Raw genomic sequence first — 17,575 nt, 5'->3', positions numbered from 1 at the left:
CGGAATTGTCATAAACTATTACAAGGTTTTTTGGTTTTCAGGCTGTTCCGGCATTCTGCGCCAAAAATGGGACCACGCATCACGACGAAAGGAGACGGAATGCATCACGCCACACCGCTAATCACCACCATTGTTGGTGGCCTTGTGCTCGCTTTTTTCCTTGGCATGATTGCCAATAAGTTAAGAATTTCTCCACTGGTAGGATATTTGTTAGCGGGCGTACTGGCCGGACCGTTTACTCCAGGATTTGTCGCTGATACCAAACTGGCCCCTGAACTGGCGGAATTAGGCGTTATTCTGCTGATGTTTGGCGTGGGTCTCCATTTCTCGCTCAAGGATCTGATGGCGGTAAAGTCAATAGCCATCCCCGGAGCGATTGCGCAGATAGCCGTCGCCACTCTGCTCGGCATGCTGCTCTCCACCTTCTTAGGCTGGTCGATGATGACCGGTATCGTTTTTGGTCTGTGTCTCTCCACCGCCAGTACCGTGGTGCTGTTACGCGCGCTGGAGGAACGACAGCTTATCGATAGTCAGCGCGGGCAAATCGCCATCGGCTGGCTGATTGTTGAAGACCTGGTAATGGTGCTGACCCTGGTGCTGCTGCCAGCCGTCGCCGGCATGATGGAAAAAGAGAATATCGGCTTCGCTTCACTGGCGATTGATATGGCCATCACCATCGGTAAAGTGGTGGCGTTTATCGCCATTATGATGCTGGTTGGCCGCCGTCTGGTGCCGTGGATCCTCTCCCGCAGCGCCGCAACCGGTTCTCGTGAACTGTTTACGCTGTCGGTGCTGGCGCTGGCGCTGGGGATTGCCTTCGGCGCGGTTGAGTTGTTCGATGTCTCCTTTGCGCTGGGCGCGTTCTTCGCCGGGATGGTGCTGAACGAATCCGAGTTGAGCCATCGTGCTGCCCACGATACGCTGCCGCTACGCGATGCGTTCGCGGTCTTGTTCTTCGTCTCCGTCGGTATGCTGTTCGACCCGCTGATTCTGATTGAGCAGCCGCTGGCAGTGCTGGCAACGCTTGCCATCATCATCTTCGGCAAATCTCTGGCGGCCTTCGGCCTGGTGCGCCTGTTCGGCCACTCGCAGCGTACGGCACTGACCATCGCCACCAGCCTGGCGCAGATTGGTGAATTTGCCTTTATCCTTGCCGGCCTCGGCATGGCGCTGGGCCTGTTGCCGCAGTCGGGGCAGAATCTGGTGCTGGCGGGTGCTATCCTCTCCATTATGCTGAACCCGGTGCTGTTCTCGGTGCTGGAAAAATACCTCGAGAAAACGGAAACCCTTGAGGAGCAGACGCTGGAAGAGGCGCTGGAAGACGAGAAGCAGATCCCGGTGGATATCTGTAACCATGCGCTGCTGGTCGGCTACGGTCGCGTTGGCAGCCTGCTCGGCGAGAAGCTGATGGCGCAGGGCATCCCGCTGGTGGTTATCGAAACCTCGCGTACCCGCGTGGATGAGCTGCGCGAACGCGGTATTCGTGCGGTGCTGGGTAATGCAGCGAACGAAGAGATCATGGACCTGGCGCATCTGGACTGCGCCCGCTGGCTGCTGCTGACCATTCCGAACGGCTACGAAGCCGGGGAGATTGTCGCCAGCGCCCGCGAGAAGTGTCCGCATCTTGAGATTATCGCTCGTGCGCACTACGACGATGAAGTGGCCTATATCAGCGAGCGCGGAGCCAATGAAGTGGTGATGGGCGAGCGTGAAATTGCCAAAACGATGCTGGGGCTGCTGAGTGAGCCACCGTTGAGTGAGGCGGTTAGCGGGTAGATATGACGATCCCGGCGGCACTTCGCTTGGCCGGGCTACATGATGAAGTAGCCCGGGCGAGCGCTAGCGACCCCGGGAATCCGCCGAATTATCGTTCCCAGTACGCCTCTTCGAGGCTATCTTCTTTCTCTGGCAGGCCGCGCGTCAGGCGCGGTGAATGCTGGTTCAGCACCTGATAGCTTACCCGGTTCGCATACTTACACACCTGCGCTAACGACGAGTAGGTCAGCCAGCTATGCTGGTGCTTACTGGAGTTCGGCACGTTGGAACGGTGGTAGGCGTTGGCGGTAATGTCGTGCAGCAGCGCAGCCAGCGCACCGTCGCCCGCGCCGTTGGTGTTCATGATTTTCTCAGGTCCGCCCATAAACGGCGCAATGTGCGAGTAAATACGCAGCGGGTCCTGACAATCTTTAAAGCGCACCGCGCGGCTGAATTCGTACTGGTTGAACTCGGCAATCGCCCCCGGCAGCAGTGGATGCTGCGTTTTACGCTTGGCGTCGTTCTCGGTGAAGCCCGCCATGTACAGCCCGGTTGGCCCGGCCGTGCACAGCACCAGATCTACCCAGTCGAGCGCCTTATCCGACGCCTGCAGCGGGTCGCTGAGGCCCGTTAGCGCTTCTGCCTCTTCTTCGTTCATCGCCAGAATCGACACGTGCTCTTTGATAAAGCTCTGCCACCACTCCGGGCTTTCGGCGATCACGAATTTGGTCCCCAGCGTCAGCACCACCGGCACGTCATATTTCTTCGCATAGGCGATGGCCTGCATGGTTGCCTCAGGCATCGGTTCACCCGGCTTACAGCGTACCAAATAGGAGGTCAGCACCAACGCAGACGCACCGGCAATCACCGATTCAGGCACGCTCTCCGGGCGCAGTTTGTTCATATGGCCCGGGCTGATGGCGAAGGTACGCTCGCCGGAATCACTGATAAGCGTAAAGCAGCGGCCAATCGGCCCTTCCACGCCCTGCAGGTAGTTCAGGTCGGTACGACTTGAGGTGTTGCACAGATAGCGGTAGGCGTAGCCGCCGATTTCGATATTGCTGCACATCACGCCCAGCAGCACCGAGCGATCGTCCGCCAGCACCGAGTAGTTGTGCATGGTGTTGCCAATGGTGCCACCGGCAAACTGATGGGTAATCAGATTCTCCCGCACCAACTCCTGATACAGCGCTTCGGCAACGTCATCTTCAATCACCAGAGAATGCCCGGCGCTCAGACCGTAGCGCTGAATAAACGCATCGTCGACTTTGGCTTCAATATCCACCAGCGTCTGGTCGATACCGACAACCCAGGCGGCGCTGGTTTCACTTTCGGGTTGAATCTGCTTTAGCAGCGGATCGCGAGCGTCCACCGGGAAATAGTGTTTAGATTTGCGTTTACCGGGAAATTTCATGGTTTTTCAGGAGTGGCTGTGAACAGGCGGTGAATAGTAGCACATTCATCCGCCTGCTTGCGATCAGGTATAGGGCGCAGTCAGATTGACCATCATCGCGATATGCGCTTCGTCGTCATTCAGCGCAGGAATGTATTCATACTGCTGACCACCGGCCTCCATAAAGACCTCGCGGTTCTGCACCGCAATCTCCTCCAGCGTTTCCAGGCAGTCCGCCGAGAAGCCCGGGCACATCACCTGGATATGTTTCACACCCTTCTCGCCGAGCAGCTTCAGCGTTTCGTCGGTGTACGGCGTGAGCCAGGGTTCACGGCCAAAGCGCGACTGGAAGGTCATCATCACCTTATCCGGCGAGATGCCGAGGGCCGACACCAGTTCGCGGGTGGTATCGCGACAGCGCTGCGGGTAGTCATCGCCTTCCTGCGCAAAGCGCTGAGGAATGCCGTGATAGGAGAGCAGCAGCACGTCCGGCTCGCCGTGACGGGCAAACGACGCGCGCGCGCTGGCCGCCAGCGCCTGAATATAGCCGTGGTCGGTGGCATAGTCGCGGATAAACGAAACGCTTGGGATCGCCCGTTTGGTCGCCAGAATACGCGCCAGCTCGTCCCACACCGCCGCCACGGTGGAGCAGGAGTATTGCGGGTAGAGCGGCAGCACAATGAGGTGGTCAACGCCCTGCGCCAGCAGTTCATCTACGCCGCTTTGCAGCGACGGCGTACCGTAGCTCATCCCCAGCACCACCGGAATATCCGGCAGGCGAGCGGCAAGGGCGCGCTGCTGGCGACGGCTGAACACCATCAGCGGCGAGCCCTCTTCCATCCATACGGACTGATAGAGTTTGGCCACGCGCGGCGCACGGATGGGCAGGATAACGCCGCGCAGCAACGGCCACCAAAGCAGACGAGGGGTATCAACGACGCGCTTATCGCTTAGAAACTGTGTCAGGTAGCGTTTTATCGCTTCAGGCGTTGGAGCATCGGGGGTGCCGAGATTGACCAGCAGGATACCGGGTTTCTTATGATGCATTACCGCCTCTTATCGATTCAAATTGTTGATAATTGTAGCGGAAAAGTGAGGAAGAAAAACTAATTGCTGCAAGAGGTAGGAGAGAATGTGTCTGATGGCGCTGCGCTTATCAGACCTACAGAGAGTCCCGTAGGCCGGATAAGGCGCTTACGCCGCCATCCGGCACGCTCGGTGCCGGAAGACGAGATTAACCGAGGATCTTCGCCAGTTCAGCGCGTACGTCAGCAACGGCTTTGGTGCCGTCAACTTTTGCGTACTTGGTGTTACCTGCCTGTGCTTCTTTGGAGTAGTAGCCGATCAGCGGAGCGGTCATCTGATGGTATTCCACCAGGCGCTTACGAACGGTCTCTTCCTGGTCGTCTTTACGGGTGGTCAGCTCTTCGCCGGTCACGTCGTCTTTACCTTCAACCTTAGGTGGGTTGAATTTGATGTGGTAAACACGGCCAGATGCCGCGTGCACGCGACGGCCAATGATACGGTCAACGATCAGCTCGTCAGGAACGTCGAATTCCAGAACGTAGTCAACGTTGATGCCCGCTTCTTTCATGGCATCAGCCTGCGGGATAGTGCGTGGGAAGCCGTCCAGCAGGAAACCGTTACGGCAGTCTTCCTGAGCGATACGCTCTTTGACCAGCGCGATAACCAGTTCATCAGTGACCAGCTTACCTGCGTCCATGATGTCTTTAGCCTGTTTGCCCAGCTCGCTGCCGGATTTTACAGCGGCGCGCAGCATATCACCGGTGGAAATTTGCGGAATGCCATATTTCTCCATGATGAACTGTGCCTGAGTTCCTTTACCCGCGCCCGGTGCGCCAAGCAGAATGATACGCATTGCGAAAATCCCCTCAAAGGTTGTCGATATTTTTTAAAAAGCGCTAAAAGATACCACCAGAACGGCGCTGGCTCAAGGAAGGCGGGACGGCTGAAACGGTTAATGGTCAGATATTTTGCGTAGCGGGAGATTTAAGGGCGCTCGCCCGGAGAAGTAGCCCGGGCGAGGCATTTATACCGACCCCGGGGGAACCGGAGCCGAACCCGGCGTCGCGTTTGTACGACCGGATACATAGGTAACACTTCAGACCGGGAACATAGGTAACACTTTCCTAGTCTATCCGGATAATACTACGGCTTTTCCGGTCATAGTAAGCAAGCGTTATTCCGTTAAAGATGATGGCCTCAACGCCATCATCTTTTTCTTCCAGCATGATGTATTCCCCCAGCAGCGCTTCGCTCAGGAACACCTCCTTACCGATGTGTATCACCCCCTTCGACATCACTCTGTACAGCCGCGCTCCTTCAGGCCATTCATACTCAGGTACTTTACCGTCCCAGCTGCGCGATGATGGCCGCCATACCTCACCCGGCGTGGTTCCTCCCAGCGCTTCATGTGGACGCTCCTGGTTGAACTCTTCTCTGTAATGACTGAACCAGGCCTGTTGCTCTTCCAGCGTTCTGAAGATATTCCCGTGTTTCAGTGCGCTTTTCAGCGAACGGTGCATCCGCTCATGGCGACCATTTTCCTCCGGATGCCCCTTTCTGATTCGCTCGGGCCTGATGCCCAGTTTGATAAGCCAGACCGACAGACGGCTGAGACCCGCCACCCCAACGCCAGCAAAGGGCTGCCCGTTGTCGGTTCGCAGCACATCCGGCAGACCGTACTCAAGGAAGGAGTCGGTGAGGCACTGTCGGGCAAAGGCGGTGTTCTCGTGATGATTACCCCGGCAGCTCAGAAGGTAGCGGCTGTGGTTATCCGTCAGCGTAAACGGGTGGCAGTACTCCCGGCTCAGCAGTCTGAACTTCCCTTTAAAATCAGCGCTCCAGACCTGATTAATATCCTGGATAGTGGTCAGCGGCTGACGATTCCCGGGCGTTCTGTGTCTACGCTTTCTGTCCGGAACCATCCCCTGACGCTTGAGGATATCGCCGATAGTGCTGGCAGCCGGGACCGGGAAGTCGGCCTGATGATTAAGGAGCCACATCCGCAGTTTTTTAGGTCCCCAGTCAGGATGTTTTTGCCGTAATGCCATCAGATGGGCAGCAATATCTGGCGGGACGGTGCGGGAATGTGAGAGTGGCGCCCGTGAGCGGTCGAAAAGCGTCGCAGGCTCTGAAGGGTCGAAACGCCCGAGCCATTTATAGCCCGTTTTACGACTGATGCCGAAGAGACGGCAGAGTGCGGAGAAAGACATCGTGCCAGCGTGGCTGGCACGGATAAAATCAAGACGTTGCATAGGTCGGGTCTCAGTCCAGGGCATAGCGAGTCTCCTCTTCTATGCCTGTTATAACTGTTACCCATGTATCCGGTCTAAAGTGTTACCTATGTTCCCGGTTTGTACCGTTGCTCGGACGGGCTACGTGATTAGGACAGGTTTATGACACCAGCAGCTGGTTCATGCGGCGGATAAACTGGTTAGGATCTTCCAGCGTACCGCGCTCGGCGAACAGCGCCTGGTCAAGCAGCAGCTCAACCCACTCTTTAAACTGCCCTTCGTCCTGGGTATCCGCGGTGCGTTTCACCAGTACGTGATCCGGGTTCAGCTCGAAGATGTATTTCACTTCCGGCGCGGCCTGGCCTGCAGCGGCAAACAGCTTCGCCATCTGGGTGCTCATTTCGTCCGCGTCGGTGGTGACGATGGCCGGGGTGTCGGTCAGACGGTGAGTCAGACGCACCTCTTTCACGCGGTCGCCCAGCAGGGTTTTCACGCGCTCAATGAACGGCGTCAGCGCTTTTTCCGCTTCTTTTGCGCTCTCGTCCACTTCATCCGCCAGCTTGTCGATAGACTCGTCGGCTTTCGCTACGGACTGGAACGGCTTACCGTCGAACTCAGTCAGGTAGTTCATCATCCACTCATCGATGCGGTCAGAAAGCAGCAGCACTTCGATGCCTTTCTTACGCAGCAGTTCCAGGTGCGGGCTGCTCTTCGCCGCGGCATAGCTGTCGGCGGTAATGTAGTAGATTTTCTCCTGCCCTTCTTTCATGCGGGACACGTAGTCGGCCAGCGACACGGTCTGCTCGGAAGAGTCAGTATGAGTCGACGCAAAGCGCAGCAGTTTCGCAATTGCTTCCTGGTTGCCGTTGTCTTCCGCCGGGCCCTCTTTCAGCACCAGGCCGAACTGTTTCCAGAAGGTCTGGTATTTCTCGGCATCGTCTTTCGCCAGCTTATCCAGCATCTGCAGTACACGCTTGGTCAGCGCGTTACGCAGGTTACGGGTGACCGTGCTGTCCTGCAGAATTTCACGTGAGACGTTCAGCGGCAGATCGTTGGAATCGATCAGACCACGCACGAAGCGCAGGTAGTTCGGCATGAACTGCTCGGCGTCGTCCATGATGAAGACGCGCTGCACGTACAGCTTCAGGCCGTGCTTATGGTCACGGTTCCACATATCCCACGGCGCCTGCGAAGGGATGTACAGCAGGCTGGTGTACTCCTGCTTACCTTCCACACGGTTGTGGCTCCAGGTCAGCGGGTCAGTAAAGTCGTGGGCGATATGCTTGTAGAACTCTTTGTATTCGTCGTCGTTCAGCTCGGCTTTGTTTCGCGTCCACAGCGCCTGTGCCTTGTTGATCTTCTCCCAGGAAACCACGGTTTCGCCGTCTTTCTCTTCCTGTTTTTCGATCTCTACCGGCAGCGCGATATGGTCGGAGTATTTGCTGATAACCGAACGCACGCGCCAGTCGTCGAGGAACTCGCTTTCGTCTTCACGCAGATGCAGCGTAATTTCAGTACCACGGTCTTCTTTGGTGATGTCCGCTACGGTGTATTCACCTTCACCGGCAGATTCCCAGAACACGCCGTTTTCCGGCTTATCGCCTGCCGCACGAGTACGCACGGTGACTTTATCCGCGACGATAAACGCCGAGTAGAAGCCGACGCCAAACTGGCCGATAAGCTGGCTGTCTTTCGCCTGGTCAGAGCCCATGGACTCGAGGAAAGCTTTGGTGCCGGATTTAGCGATAGTCCCCAGGTGGTCAATCACTTCGTCGCGGTTCATGCCCACGCCGTTATCGGCAATGGTCAACGTACGCTTATCTTTATCGAAGGAGACGCGCACGCGCAGCTCGCCGTCACCCTCATACAGATCCGGGTTGGACAGCGCGCGGAAGCGCAGCTTGTCGGCGGCATCTGAAGCGTTAGAGATAAGCTCACGCAGGAAGATTTCTTTATTGGAATACAGAGAATGGATCATCAGATGCAGAAGCTGTTTTACTTCTGACTGGAAGCCACGGGTTTCTTGTCCTTTCATTGCAAAATACCTCAATGCTGATTACAAGGTAAAAAAAGCGATGAGAGGAAAATGGGGATGGGTAGAGAGGATTTCAAGCGAGAGCAGAAAATCCTGCTCTCGATTGATTAAAAACGAATCTTATGGCGACCGGCCAGCGAGTGCGACAGCGTGGTGCCGTCAACCATCTCCAGCTCACCGCCTACCGGCACGCCGTGGGCGATACGGCTGGCTTCAACGCCATACTGCGCGCAAAGCTCGGCGATATAGTTAGCCGTGGCTTCCCCTTCCACCGTCGGGTTGGTGGCGAGGATAATTTCGGTCAACTGCTCCGCTTCCAGACGTTGCTCAAGCCTATCGAGGCCAATGTCGTCCGGGCCGATACCGTCCAACGGTGACAGGTGGCCCATCAGCACGAAGTAGCGGCCAGAAAACTGCCCGGTCTGCTCAATAGCGTAGATGTCAGCAGGACTCTCCACCACGCAGATTTGACCGTTTTCCTGACGACGCGGGTTCGAGCAGATGTTGCACACTTCCTGCTCGGTGAAGGTGCGGCAATCGGCGCAGTGGCCGATTTCCGACATCGCGCGGGTTAACGCCTGCGCCAGACGCATCCCGCCGCTGCGGTCACGCTGCAGCAGGGTAAACGCCATGCGCTGCGCCGACTTCGGGCCAACGCCCGGCAGGCAGCGCAGCGCTTCCATAAGCTGTGTTAACAGCGGACTGGTTTGCATGAAGCTTCTTTCCTGTCATAGCCAATCGATCGATAGGATCAATTGCGAAAAATAAAACGCCATAGGGTAGCATCTCGCAGCCAACAAAACATCGTCAGTTGTAAATGAACGATAAAACGCCGACGGCGTTGGCCTGCCCCGGCGTGACCGCATCCTGCATTTTGATATAGTCGGCAGTAAAGGTCAGCAGTTCGCTTTCCGCCGCGCCGCCAGGGTTACTGGCGTCGGCAAAGCGAGTATAACCCTGCTCAACGTTCGTCACTCGCGAAGAGGTCAGCAGGGGAATGGCGGTATTCAGCGGCAGCCCCTCCTCTTTGCTGTCATATTTTCCTGACGTCAGGCGGAGATTCAGCTGCACGCCAATACCGCTGGCTACGCTCGATGAGCCATCCTGCAACAGCGCAATAAGGGTGTTATCGGCATTGCCCCCTTCCGTTAACTGCGCCGCCTGTACGGTCATCGTCACCTCGGTCCCCGGTTCACAGGCCAGGTTCATCGTTTGGGTTACGCCACCTACGCGTCGATTGCTATCAAACTGCGTCATATTGATATCGCCCATCGCAAAGTTTAGCGAGGCCACGTCGGCGGTACAGCCCATCGCGTTGATAGCAACCTGGCTTGCTGATACCAACAACTCGGAGGCAACATCGCCATCGCCACTCATGCTTTTGCTCTCACGAAAATCGACGCGCGCCAGCGGTGAAGGCAACGTCAGCGTGCCGCTGGCAATATTGAGCTTCGTTGCCACAAGCTGTAGGCGATACGAGGAGTTGTTGAGCGTATGGGACGAGGTCAGCAGTGCGCCATCCCCCACCAGCCAGGCATTATCAACGGCCCTGGCGTCATCAAATGGCCCGGCCTGATTCAGCGTATAAACCCTGACGCCAATGCCGTCGAGATTCGTTGGGTACACATTGCCCCCCAGCGCGCTGCCCGTTTGCGGCGCGGAAAGGTACAGAAATCCGACATAGTAATTCTGGGCGCATCGTTCAATGGTCACGCTATTATCGCTACCGCTGACGAAGCCTGAATCATAAAGAATGGTCCCAATGGCATACCCTCGGCTGTTAATCACAATATTGTCCGGCAGCGCGATTGTCGAAATCGATACGCTGTCATTGCTGTCTCGTCGACAGTTTGCGCTGCTTGAAAATGTGGCCAGAAATAATACGGCCAGAAGCCAATGCAAGGCAGACATAACCCTTCTCCCATAGGCAATAATTTATTGATATTTAAAGTTGAGCGTGACGGAAGATTGAAATTTACCGGCGGTCGTCGCCCCTTCCGGCGAGTAGAGGCGAGCCACGATATCCAGCGCTCCACTGCGCGTTTGCGCGCTTACCGGAAAGGTATAGCTCACGCCATTTGCCAGATTGACCGCGGGGTTGCCGTCCGCATTCATCAACTGCAAGCCGACGTACTTTGCGCCATCGGCCGCCTGATTAGCGTAGATGACGCTTCCCCAGGTGCCGTCATCATAAGGTGTTCCAGAAAACATGACCTGTGCGCTCGTCAGCCCCGGTGTACAGTTAATAAGTTCGATCGTGAACGGCACAGAGGCGCTGCTCGCACCGGCCACGGACAACGTATCGCGGGCAAACTCTCCCAATGCGACCTGCGACGGTACGTTTACCGTGCAGAGACTCTGGACAATCGTTCCGCTAACGGAAAAATTCACCAGATCCTGACTGTTATATGCCCCTATTGGTTTAGCCAGCAGCAGCAAAACCAGAGGCGCAATACTTAGCGCAGAAACGGCGCCCCTTTGCCTCCTGGCCCTGTATTCCTTTACCATCGACTTCCCTCCATGAAGCATGCCATCACGAAACCGGGCGACATTCCCCGGTATAAAAAAGGATCGGGCTATCCACGTCAGGTTCAGGAAGGACGTAGTCTACCTGGCACCTTTTGTCCGCACTTTCTCCCCACTTCACCTGCAGCGAACCTTTGCTCCCCAGACCAACCAGGTACACCTGCCCGTCATCGCCCACGATATTGGTTCGCGTGGCATCGTCTTCCTGATGCGACAATGACACCACCGCCCCAAACGGCACCGCACGCCCTCGATAACGAAGCGTCATCATGGCCTTATAGCCCACCCAGGTTTTGTATTTTGCAACCACCACAGCGCCGCGCGTGGGCACCACGTTTTTATCCTGGTTATCGATATCCACCTCAGCGATGGCCATATCGCGGCTATCCAGTCTGACGTTATTCAAGTGGTAAGGACGAGCGTAAGGAATGACGGCATGGCCTGAACCGTCGGTGTAGACATTGGTCTGGCCGCTAACGGGAACGCCTGCAACGCCAGGCGCCTGTACCAGCGCGACGCTTTCGTTTAATGAGCGGGAAAGCGTGAGCCCCTTCGAATGCGCCACCGCGCCGCCTCTGATGCCATAGCTAAAACGGCGGCTATACTCATCGTAACCGTAGCCTGCGGAGAGATCCGCATAGCGGCTTTGGTAGCCAACGTTAAGATTGCCGCTCGTTGCTCGGGCCTCAGCGTCATAGCCTTCTGACAGCTGCCAGTTTAAGGCGTTGTCACGCAGCAGGCTGCCGGAAAGCCCCAGATTATGTGAAGTGCTGCCACCGTCACTATGGTTGATGGCATAGTTTGCCGATACCGACCGCCATTTATCGTCCTGGCTAAAGACGCTAAACGGCAGTCGGAACGAAAGGGAAAATACGTTATCACGGGTGGACTGACGCCCTTCATCGTCGTCAGAAACATTTTTGCTATAGGCATAGTTAGCAAAATAGGAGATGCCGCCGATAGCGCCGCTGTACCCCAGACTCAGTGAATCCGTTCGCGAAGTATCCCAGTAGGATTCGCTTACCAACGACAGCACCAGGGAGCCCAGCGGTAGATTTTGTGAAATAGAAATATCCACACGATCCCGCGTTCGACCGCCGTCATAACTGCGCTGATACGCCGTATTCCAGGCATCGGTGAAATCAGAGAAAGCATAATACCCTCCCGTCGAGTAGCGGTAGCCGGCAATCGATAGCGACGTGTCCGTTTGCTGGAGCATTTTGCTATAGCGCAGACGGTAAGATTGCCCGGACTCACGCGAGGTGGCGGCAGAATTATCCTCGCGCGGCAACTGGGCCCACGATTGAGAAAGATCGAAAGAAAGCGCCCCCAGCCCGCCAATGTTCATCCCCGTTCCAACCAGCACGTTGCTGTATTGATCCTCGGCCTGAATAAAGCCGGCATAGGCGGTAAACCCGCCGCGCAACCCCCAAGCTCCCGCACCCTGCACAAAGTTAAACTCATGGGCGCGATTCTCCTGGTGCCGAGTCTTCCCTGCTGCGACAGAGTAATTCCCCTGCCCTTCTCGCTGCATAATGGCCAAAGAGGCGTAGGGAACGATAAAACGCCGCTCGCTGCCGTCCGACTCCTTCACATTGACATACAGATCCCCCGAACTCCCGGTTGGATAGATATCTTTTATTTCAAAGGAGCCCGGAGACACCGTCGTTTTATAGATCACGTAGCCATTTTGCAGGACCGAGACTTCCGCGTTGCTCTGCGCAATTCCCCGAATGACGGGGGCAAATCCCTGTCGACTGTCCGGCAGCATCTCCGTATCGGAGTAGAGCAGCGCACCGGTAAAGCTGATGCTGTCAAAAATATCGGCGCGCGTATTGGCCTCGCCCATCACCAGTTGGCTTTTCAGGAAACGAATATCGCGAGAAACCGAGGTATACGTCGACTCCCAACGCTGCTCGTCGCCATCGTGGCTGTAGGTCGAATAGTTTCGTAACCGCCAGGCTCCGATATTAATCCCCGGTTGAACGCTGAGAAACTGGCTGCGGTCATCATCACCGCCGGTTCTGGAGGTCGTCTGCTGCCCCGTCAGGCTGTAGTTGAGCAACCCCGCAGTGATGCCTTCGTCCCAGCGGCTTTCCGCAACGTAACCTCGGGCCACGTTCAGCATCGCTATCTGCGGCACCGAAAGCACGTAGCGCTGGGTCATAATATCCAGCTTCTCGGTCGCTTCCGGAATTGCCTTAAGCGCAGCGCAGTGGTTGTCATTTTTTTGCAGTTTCGGATACTGCTCAACACGTATGCCCCACTGTTTTAGCAATGAGGTGCTAAGGCAGGCCCGTAGCCTCGGTGGGTGTTCGTCTTCATCCTGCTGAAAGGTGAGCGTACGGGTATCGATATATTTTCCGTTAATATAGATATCAATATTATATTCTCCCGGCGGAACATCTTCTTGCGCAAAGAGGGAGAGATCCAATTGGGGAACGGCGGTGCTTGAGGTGTCCAGGAGTTGTGGGTTGAAATACTCTTTAGCCGATGCCGCATCCTGAAATGCCAAAAGGATGATCCCTGCGTTTAACCAACGGCAGATGCTATTTCCGTATGCTGATATCATCATTCTCATCCATAAAAATAAGCCTGCCGGTGTTTCAGTACGCCTGAGATTGAACCTCTCCTCTCATGCCAAAATCATTCAATACCTGCCATATTGCCTTACCGTGTTCCGGAAGGCCTTTTTCCGAAATCACCGTCTTCGAATATGGCGCCACATAATAAGGGCCCACCAGGTTTTTTCCACCAACGCTAGCCGTTGATAAGTTCATATAGTGGGGAGAAGGATTAGTCACCTCAATATTTCCCCCAATGCTGTTCCAGCGTAATTTACCCGCATAATGCTCCGGCATACTCCCTTTTAAAGATGCTGGACGATATATCAGTTTTATTTGTGAGTTAATGGCAATCTGTAATGTGTTTTTTCCGCTCTCTTGCGTCGTTGCAGGAATGCCTTTTATATTAAGCCAGAGCATCGATTCCCGGTCTTCAGGTAATGGCTTACCAGAACGCACAATTCGAATTGTCGCCTGACCGTCCGCTTCAAGGCGAAATAACGGTGGGGTGACAATAAAACTGTCTTTCTCCGGTGAGTTTCCATCAATGGCACTAAGCCAGGACTGAACGAGATTGGTGACTTTATCCTTATTCGTAATAGATATCGTCGCCGCCTGACGCGTACCATCAAACAATACTCTCGTACCGCCAATTTGCAGCCCGGCCAGCGCTGGCAAACAAGGGAGAAGGGACAAGCATAGGCACAGCATAAACCTGGATAGATTCATCATCATCTTATTATGGAGGGGTTTCCCCCTCCCTCACTTTTACTGATAGGAGACGTTATAAGTCAGGGTGCTTGAAACCGCCCCTGAGGTAACGCCTGTTGCGGTAGCCACAAACTGCGCAGAGTAGTTCACCGTGACGTTACCACCGGTCGTTGGCAAATCGATTGCATCGTTACCATCATCTGCTGCGACAACGGTCTCACCCTGTTTCACCATCACCGCAATATTGGATGCCGGGGAATCCGTGGCGGTGTTTTTAAACCAGTAGCTATTCGTATCCGTTTGGCCAGAAAACTTAATATAGGCTTTTGTTGGGCCATCTGCCGGACAGGACTCTAATACGATGTTAAATATTTTAGCGGCGCCGACATCGCCCTGTTGCGTGAAGCTTGACTTAGGCTCCCCACCCAGATCAATTATACTTTGGCCACCGTTGACATTCACCGTACAGGTTGAATCAAGGATGGAACCGGTAAAGGTGACCTCATTATCAGCGGCGAATGCCTGCGAGGATAAACTCATGACCGCAATAAAAAGGCATGCTGAACGCTTTAGTGTATTAATATCCATTACAATATGAATCCTTCCAATAAATTATATCGATATTTGATAATTAACTTTTACGACATGATGTAATGCGTCGCTCCTGTTGGAACAACAAAATGGTAGTACAACGCATTCGTTCGTGTACATACGATAATATTTTTTACGCACAATTCATCAAAACAATGTAAGGCTGATAGGTTTTTATTATTCAGGAGGCAATGGCGGTGCGAAAATATCGAATATATAGAAGGGGAAAATTTAATTCATTATATTAATGCTTGAGCGATTTATAATGCAGAGATTATAGAAAAAAGAGGTATATTTATCAGAAAGGCTGGGAATAGTCGGTAAGCGGCGCTATTGCCCCGCTTACCGGGAACATCAGAACGGCATCTTGAAGCCTGGTGGCAGTTGCATACCAGAGGATACAGAAGCCATTTTCTCTTTCTGCGTTTCATCAATGCGACGTGCCGCATCGTTGAACGCTGCAGCGACCAGATCTTCCAGCATGTCTTTGTCGTCTTCCAGCAGGCTTGGATCGATTTCCACGCGACGGCAGTTGTGCGCGCCGTTGATGGTCACTTTGACCAGACCTGCGCCAGATTCGCCGGTTACTTCCAGCTGGGCGATTTCTTCCTGCATTTTCTGCATTTTGTCTTGCATCTGCTGGGCCTGTTTCATCAGGTTACCCAGACCGCCTTTACCACCAAACATAGGCTTCTCTCTCAGTAGGTCACGTTAAACAATAACGACCGTAAGCAGCGCTTGCGGTCAAATGGGGCGAATACTCTCTTCATCCAGGTCCGCATCGAAGAATCGGCGCAGCGTCTGAATGTTATTATCCGCGATAATCGACTCGCGCGCCTGCGCGAGCTTCTCTTCATAGATGGCCTGTCGCCACTCCAGCGGCGTACGCACCGCCGGATTATCATCTTCCACGATGGTCAATTCAACAGGCGCACCGTATAAAGTGCTTAACGCCTCGGTCAGCTTTTGCTGCGCACCCGGCGAATTCAGATGCCGCTGCGTAGGACGCAGATGCAGGCACACCGCGTTACCGTTCTGCTCTTTCCACGCGTTGAGCGCCACCTGTTCGACGAGCTTCGGCAGCGCCATCTGGCTCACCTCGGCCGCCCACGGGTCGCGCTCTAAAGATTCCACCGCCAGCTTGGCCGCCAGTTCTGGCGTTTTCTCATGCTCCAGCGCTTTCTTCAGCGCTTTCGGCGTGGCGACTTCTTCTTTTTTCACTTCATCAGCAGGCGTGGTCGCTTTCCAGCGGTATGCCTCTTTCTTCGCCGCAGGCTGGGTCAATGCGGCCGGTGCCGGACGCGCCTGAACGCGTTCCGTTACCGAAGCCAGTCTTTCCAGCGCAGCACTGTTCACCGGCCGCGCGCGGGAAGCGGCTGCCGGTTCACTCTTTTTTGGGGTGTTTACTCCCTGATTGCCCTGCTGCTGTTGCAGCTGACGACGCGCGGCCAGCACCTGATTGGTTGAATCAGGAAGCGGAGCGGCAGGCGGCGGCGCCATCGGCGCAGAAGTCTGCAGCGGTGGCTGCTGTTGCGTCATTGGTGCAGCAGCCGGTGCAAAGGTCTGCGGCGGCCTTTCCGGTTCCGGCAGTGGCGCATTGGGATGGAACGCCAGTGCGCGCAGCAGCGTCATCTCAATGCCCATCCGACGGTCCGGTGCATACGGCAGCTCTTTACGGCCAATCAGCATCGTCTGGTAGTACAATTGCACGTCAGTTGGCGGCACGGTGCGCGCAAGATTGCGCATCCGCTGCTCCACGGCGGCCATATCGCTGCCGAGCGCCGCAGGCGACAGCTGAACCATCGCAATACGGTGCAGCAGGCTTTGCATCTCAACCAACAAGGCTTCCCAGTCAACGCCGCGCAGCGCAGCATCGTTGATCAGCTCCATCACGCGTTCGCCGTTGGCCGCCACCAACGCTTCAATCAGCGACAGCGCCTGATCGTCGTCGAGGGTGCCAAGCATTTCACTGACCGACACGGCGGTCAGTTGGCCTTCACCGCTGGCAATTGCCTGATCGGTCAGACTTAACGCATCGCGCAGGCTGCCGTCCGCCGCACGCGCCAACAGTTGCAGGGCGCGAGGTTCGTGAGCGATATGCTCCTCATCAAGGATATGTTCCAGCTGATGACGAATTTGCTCAACGTCCAGCGCCTTCAGATGGAACTGCAGGCAGCGCGACAGAATGGTGACCGGCAGCTTTTGCGGATCGGTCGTGGCCAGCAGGAATTTGACGTGCGCAGGCGGCTCTTCAAGCGTCTTTAACAGTGCGTTGAAGCTATGACGCGAGAGCATGTGCACTTCGTCGATCAGATAGACCTTAAAGCGACCGCGTGCGGGCGCGTACAGGACGTTATCCAGTAGATCTCGGGTATCTTCGACTTTGGTTCGCGAGGCAGCATCGATCTCGATCAGATCGACAAAGCGCCCCTGTTCTATTTCGCGGCAGTTATCACACACGCCGCACGGCGTGGCGGTAATGCCGGTTTCGCAGTTAAGCCCCTTCGCCAGCAGACGGGCGATAGAGGTTTTCCCCACCCCACGGGTGCCGGAAAAAAGGTATGCGTGATGAATGCGCCCTAACGATAAGCCGTTCGCCAGTGCGGTCAGCACATGTTCCTGGCCGACGACGTCAGCAAAGGTTTGTGGGCGCCATTTTCGGGCTAAGACCTGATAACTCATTGGCAGGCTCTGAAACGCTGGAAGGTGGATTCACGAGGGGGTAATGCTACCACAGCCCCGC

Annotated in this window: 14 protein-coding genes and 1 other annotated feature; of the genes, 1 reads left to right on the top strand and 13 read right to left on the bottom strand. The window is 55.4% G+C overall.

What is annotated here, in order from left to right; genetic code table 11:
- Window positions 1-99: 99 nt before the first annotated feature.
- Window positions 100-1,776 (top strand): YbaL family putative K(+) efflux transporter, encoded by a 1,677-nt coding sequence (gene ybaL, locus AB2B48_RS23735; RefSeq protein ID WP_185667091.1) that lies wholly within the window; start codon window positions 100-102, stop codon window positions 1,774-1,776.
- Window positions 1,777-1,864: 88 nt separating this feature from the next.
- Here the strand turns inward: ybaL and AB2B48_RS23730 are convergent, their stop codons facing one another.
- The 13 genes from AB2B48_RS23730 to dnaX form a co-directional block, all read right to left on the bottom strand.
- On the bottom strand, window positions 1,865-3,169 hold the full coding sequence (locus AB2B48_RS23730; RefSeq protein ID WP_368300427.1) for an inosine/guanosine kinase: 1,305 nt from the start codon (window positions 3,167-3,169) through the stop codon (window positions 1,865-1,867).
- Window positions 3,170-3,232: 63 nt separating this feature from the next.
- Window positions 3,233-4,195 carry a ferrochelatase gene (gene hemH / locus AB2B48_RS23725; protein ID WP_368300426.1) on the bottom strand — a complete coding sequence of 321 codons (963 nt, stop codon included), beginning with the start codon at window positions 4,193-4,195 and terminating at the stop codon, window positions 3,233-3,235.
- Between the two features lie 187 nt (window positions 4,196-4,382).
- Complete coding sequence (adk, locus tag AB2B48_RS23720) at window positions 4,383-5,027, bottom strand: adenylate kinase (RefSeq protein ID WP_185667094.1); 645 nt, start codon at window positions 5,025-5,027, stop codon at window positions 4,383-4,385.
- A 271-nt stretch (window positions 5,028-5,298) separates the two neighbouring features.
- A complete protein-coding gene (locus AB2B48_RS23715) occupies window positions 5,299-6,426 on the bottom strand; it encodes an integrase core domain-containing protein (protein WP_368299760.1) in 1,128 nt (375 codons plus the stop codon).
- A 139-nt stretch (window positions 6,427-6,565) separates the two neighbouring features.
- On the bottom strand, window positions 6,566-8,440 hold the full coding sequence (htpG, locus tag AB2B48_RS23710) for a molecular chaperone HtpG (RefSeq protein WP_035891840.1): 1,875 nt from the start codon (window positions 8,438-8,440) through the stop codon (window positions 6,566-6,568).
- Window positions 8,441-8,547: 107 nt separating this feature from the next.
- Window positions 8,548-9,153 carry a recombination mediator RecR gene (recR, locus tag AB2B48_RS23705; protein WP_333495126.1) on the bottom strand — a complete coding sequence of 202 codons (606 nt, stop codon included), beginning with the start codon at window positions 9,151-9,153 and terminating at the stop codon, window positions 8,548-8,550.
- A gap of 94 nt (window positions 9,154-9,247) precedes the next feature.
- Entirely contained in the window at window positions 9,248-10,351 is a 1,104-nt protein-coding gene (locus AB2B48_RS23700) for a type 1 fimbrial protein (protein WP_368300425.1), read from the bottom strand.
- 24 nt (window positions 10,352-10,375) lie between these two features.
- On the bottom strand, window positions 10,376-10,948 hold the full coding sequence (locus AB2B48_RS23695; RefSeq protein ID WP_368300424.1) for a fimbrial protein: 573 nt from the start codon (window positions 10,946-10,948) through the stop codon (window positions 10,376-10,378).
- Window positions 10,949-10,973: 25 nt separating this feature from the next.
- Window positions 10,974-13,481, bottom strand: coding sequence for a fimbria/pilus outer membrane usher protein (locus AB2B48_RS23690; RefSeq protein WP_368300423.1), 2,508 nt, complete (start codon window positions 13,479-13,481; stop codon window positions 10,974-10,976).
- Window positions 13,482-13,572: 91 nt separating this feature from the next.
- Complete coding sequence (locus tag AB2B48_RS23685) at window positions 13,573-14,265, bottom strand: fimbria/pilus periplasmic chaperone (protein ID WP_368300422.1); 693 nt, start codon at window positions 14,263-14,265, stop codon at window positions 13,573-13,575.
- A gap of 33 nt (window positions 14,266-14,298) precedes the next feature.
- Window positions 14,299-14,829 carry a fimbrial protein gene (locus AB2B48_RS23680; protein WP_368300421.1) on the bottom strand — a complete coding sequence of 177 codons (531 nt, stop codon included), beginning with the start codon at window positions 14,827-14,829 and terminating at the stop codon, window positions 14,299-14,301.
- Between the two features lie 357 nt (window positions 14,830-15,186).
- Window positions 15,187-15,519, bottom strand: coding sequence for a YbaB/EbfC family nucleoid-associated protein (locus tag AB2B48_RS23675; RefSeq protein WP_052283815.1), 333 nt, complete (start codon window positions 15,517-15,519; stop codon window positions 15,187-15,189).
- A 57-nt stretch (window positions 15,520-15,576) separates the two neighbouring features.
- Window positions 15,577-17,514: a DNA polymerase III subunit gamma/tau gene (gene dnaX / locus AB2B48_RS23670; RefSeq protein ID WP_368300420.1), complete on the bottom strand. Its 1,938-nt coding sequence runs from the start codon at window positions 17,512-17,514 to the stop codon at window positions 15,577-15,579.
- Window positions 16,183-16,247 (bottom strand) — a sequence feature (DnaX frameshifting element). (Overlaps the previous gene by 65 nt.)
- Window positions 17,515-17,575: the final 61 nt, after the last annotated feature.

Origin of the sequence: Kluyvera sichuanensis, from assembly GCF_040930405.1 — a bacterium.
GTDB classification, from domain to species: domain Bacteria; phylum Pseudomonadota; class Gammaproteobacteria; order Enterobacterales; family Enterobacteriaceae; genus Kluyvera; species Kluyvera sichuanensis.
Note: the sequence above shows the minus strand (reverse complement) of the source record. Positions and strands in the feature narration are given on the sequence as shown.

Excerpts from the sequence above, each read along its gene's own strand:
- recR (WP_333495126.1), bottom strand. The coding sequence starts at position 9,153 with ATGCAAACCAGTCCGCTGTTAACACAGCTTATGGAAGCGCTGCGCTGC.
- ybaL (WP_185667091.1), top strand. The coding sequence starts at position 100 with ATGCATCACGCCACACCGCTAATCACCACCATTGTTGGTGGCCTTGTG.
- dnaX (WP_368300420.1), bottom strand. The coding sequence starts at position 17,514 with ATGAGTTATCAGGTCTTAGCCCGAAAATGGCGCCCACAAACCTTTGCT.
- AB2B48_RS23685 (WP_368300422.1), bottom strand. The coding sequence starts at position 14,265 with ATGATGATGAATCTATCCAGGTTTATGCTGTGCCTATGCTTGTCCCTT.
- AB2B48_RS23695 (WP_368300424.1), bottom strand. The coding sequence starts at position 10,948 with ATGGTAAAGGAATACAGGGCCAGGAGGCAAAGGGGCGCCGTTTCTGCG.
- AB2B48_RS23715 (WP_368299760.1), bottom strand. The coding sequence starts at position 6,426 with ATGCAACGTCTTGATTTTATCCGTGCCAGCCACGCTGGCACGATGTCT.
- AB2B48_RS23675 (WP_052283815.1), bottom strand. The coding sequence starts at position 15,519 with ATGTTTGGTGGTAAAGGCGGTCTGGGTAACCTGATGAAACAGGCCCAG.
- htpG (WP_035891840.1), bottom strand. The coding sequence starts at position 8,440 with ATGAAAGGACAAGAAACCCGTGGCTTCCAGTCAGAAGTAAAACAGCTT.
- adk (WP_185667094.1), bottom strand. The coding sequence starts at position 5,027 with ATGCGTATCATTCTGCTTGGCGCACCGGGCGCGGGTAAAGGAACTCAG.
- AB2B48_RS23680 (WP_368300421.1), bottom strand. The coding sequence starts at position 14,829 with ATGGATATTAATACACTAAAGCGTTCAGCATGCCTTTTTATTGCGGTC.
- AB2B48_RS23730 (WP_368300427.1), bottom strand. The coding sequence starts at position 3,169 with ATGAAATTTCCCGGTAAACGCAAATCTAAACACTATTTCCCGGTGGAC.
- hemH (WP_368300426.1), bottom strand. The coding sequence starts at position 4,195 with ATGCATCATAAGAAACCCGGTATCCTGCTGGTCAATCTCGGCACCCCC.
- AB2B48_RS23700 (WP_368300425.1), bottom strand. The coding sequence starts at position 10,351 with ATGTCTGCCTTGCATTGGCTTCTGGCCGTATTATTTCTGGCCACATTT.